This window comes from Neisseria sp. P0009.S007, assembly GCF_051962515.1.
In genome coordinates this window covers 1-1,123 of record NZ_JBQCVF010000444.1, presented here as the reverse complement: position 1 = coordinate 1,123, position 1,123 = coordinate 1, and the positions used below count along the sequence as shown (strand labels likewise).

Below are 1,123 nucleotides of genomic sequence, written 5' to 3'. Positions count from 1 at the left end.
GCCTAAACATTAACACCCCCTACTTAATATGACAGCCAAACCCACCAAACGCCCGGTCAACGGCGTTCTTCTCCTCGACAAACCCGAAGGTCTTTCCAGCAATACCGCCCTGCAAAAAGCGCGACGGTTGTTCCGTGCTGAAAAAGCCGGGCATACCGGCGTACTCGATCCTTTGGCCACAGGGCTTCTGCCTGTTTGTTTTGGTGAAGCGACCAAGTTCGCCCAATACCTGATTGATGCCGACAAAGCCTACACCGCCACGCTGAAACTGGGCGAAGCCAGCAGTACGGGTGATGCAGAAGGCGAAATCGTTGCCACCGCACGCGCCGATATTTCATTGTCCGAATTTCAGACAGCCTGCCAAGCCTTAACGGGCGATATCCGCCAAGTACCTCCCATGTTTTCCGCCCTCAAGCACGAAGGCAAACCGCTGTACGAATACGCGCGCAAAGGCATCGTTATCGAACGTAAAGCACGAGACATCACCATTTACTCCATTAATATCAATGAGTTTGATGCACCCAAAGCCGTGATAGACGTACGTTGCAGCAAAGGCACTTACATCCGCACCCTCAGCGAAGACATCGCCAAACACATCGGCACATTCGCCCACCTGACCGCCCTGCGCCGTACCGAAACCGCAGGCTTTACCATTGCCCAAAGCCACACGCTCGAAGCCTTGACAGAATTGGATGAAGCCGAACGCGATGCCCTATTGCTGCCTTGCGATGTCTTGGTGCAACATTTCCCCAAACTTGAGTTAAACGACTACGCCATTACCATGCTCAAACACGGCCAACGCCCCCAGTTTACCGAAGACATTTCCGCCGAACAGCCCATCCGTGTATACAACCGAGACGGCGCATTTATCGGACTGGTGGAATATCAAAAAGAAATAGGCCGTCTGAAAGCCTTGCGCCTGATGAATACCGCCGATAAATAACTTCCTGCAAAGAGAGCCGATCATGAAAGTCTATACCGCCGCCCAAATGCGCGAACGCGAACAAGCAGCTGTCGATAAAGGCACAAGCTTCGACCAACTAATGGAAAACGCCGGCAGTTCTGCCGCCCGAGACCTCATGCAGCGTCATCCTCAAGCCGGATGCGCCCTGATTGTTTGCGG

The 1,123-nt window shown here is 53.3% G+C and carries 1 protein-coding gene and 1 pseudogene; both read left to right on the top strand.

Features of this window, described 5'->3' with window-relative positions:
- Nucleotides 1-28 precede the first annotated feature (28 nt).
- The gene (truB, locus tag ACTHS3_RS13930; RefSeq protein WP_070608643.1) at nucleotides 29-943 is read left to right on the top strand and encodes a tRNA pseudouridine(55) synthase TruB; all 915 of its coding nucleotides are present in this window, start codon (nucleotides 29-31) and stop codon (nucleotides 941-943) included.
- Nucleotides 944-965: 22 nt separating this feature from the next.
- A pseudogene (locus ACTHS3_RS13925) lies at nucleotides 966-1,123 on the top strand (NAD(P)H-hydrate epimerase); the annotation flags it as partial.

Coding starts and splice junctions, on each gene's coding strand:
- truB (WP_070608643.1), top strand. CDS start 29: ATGACAGCCAAACCCACCAAACGCCCGGTCAACGGCGTTCTTCTCCTC.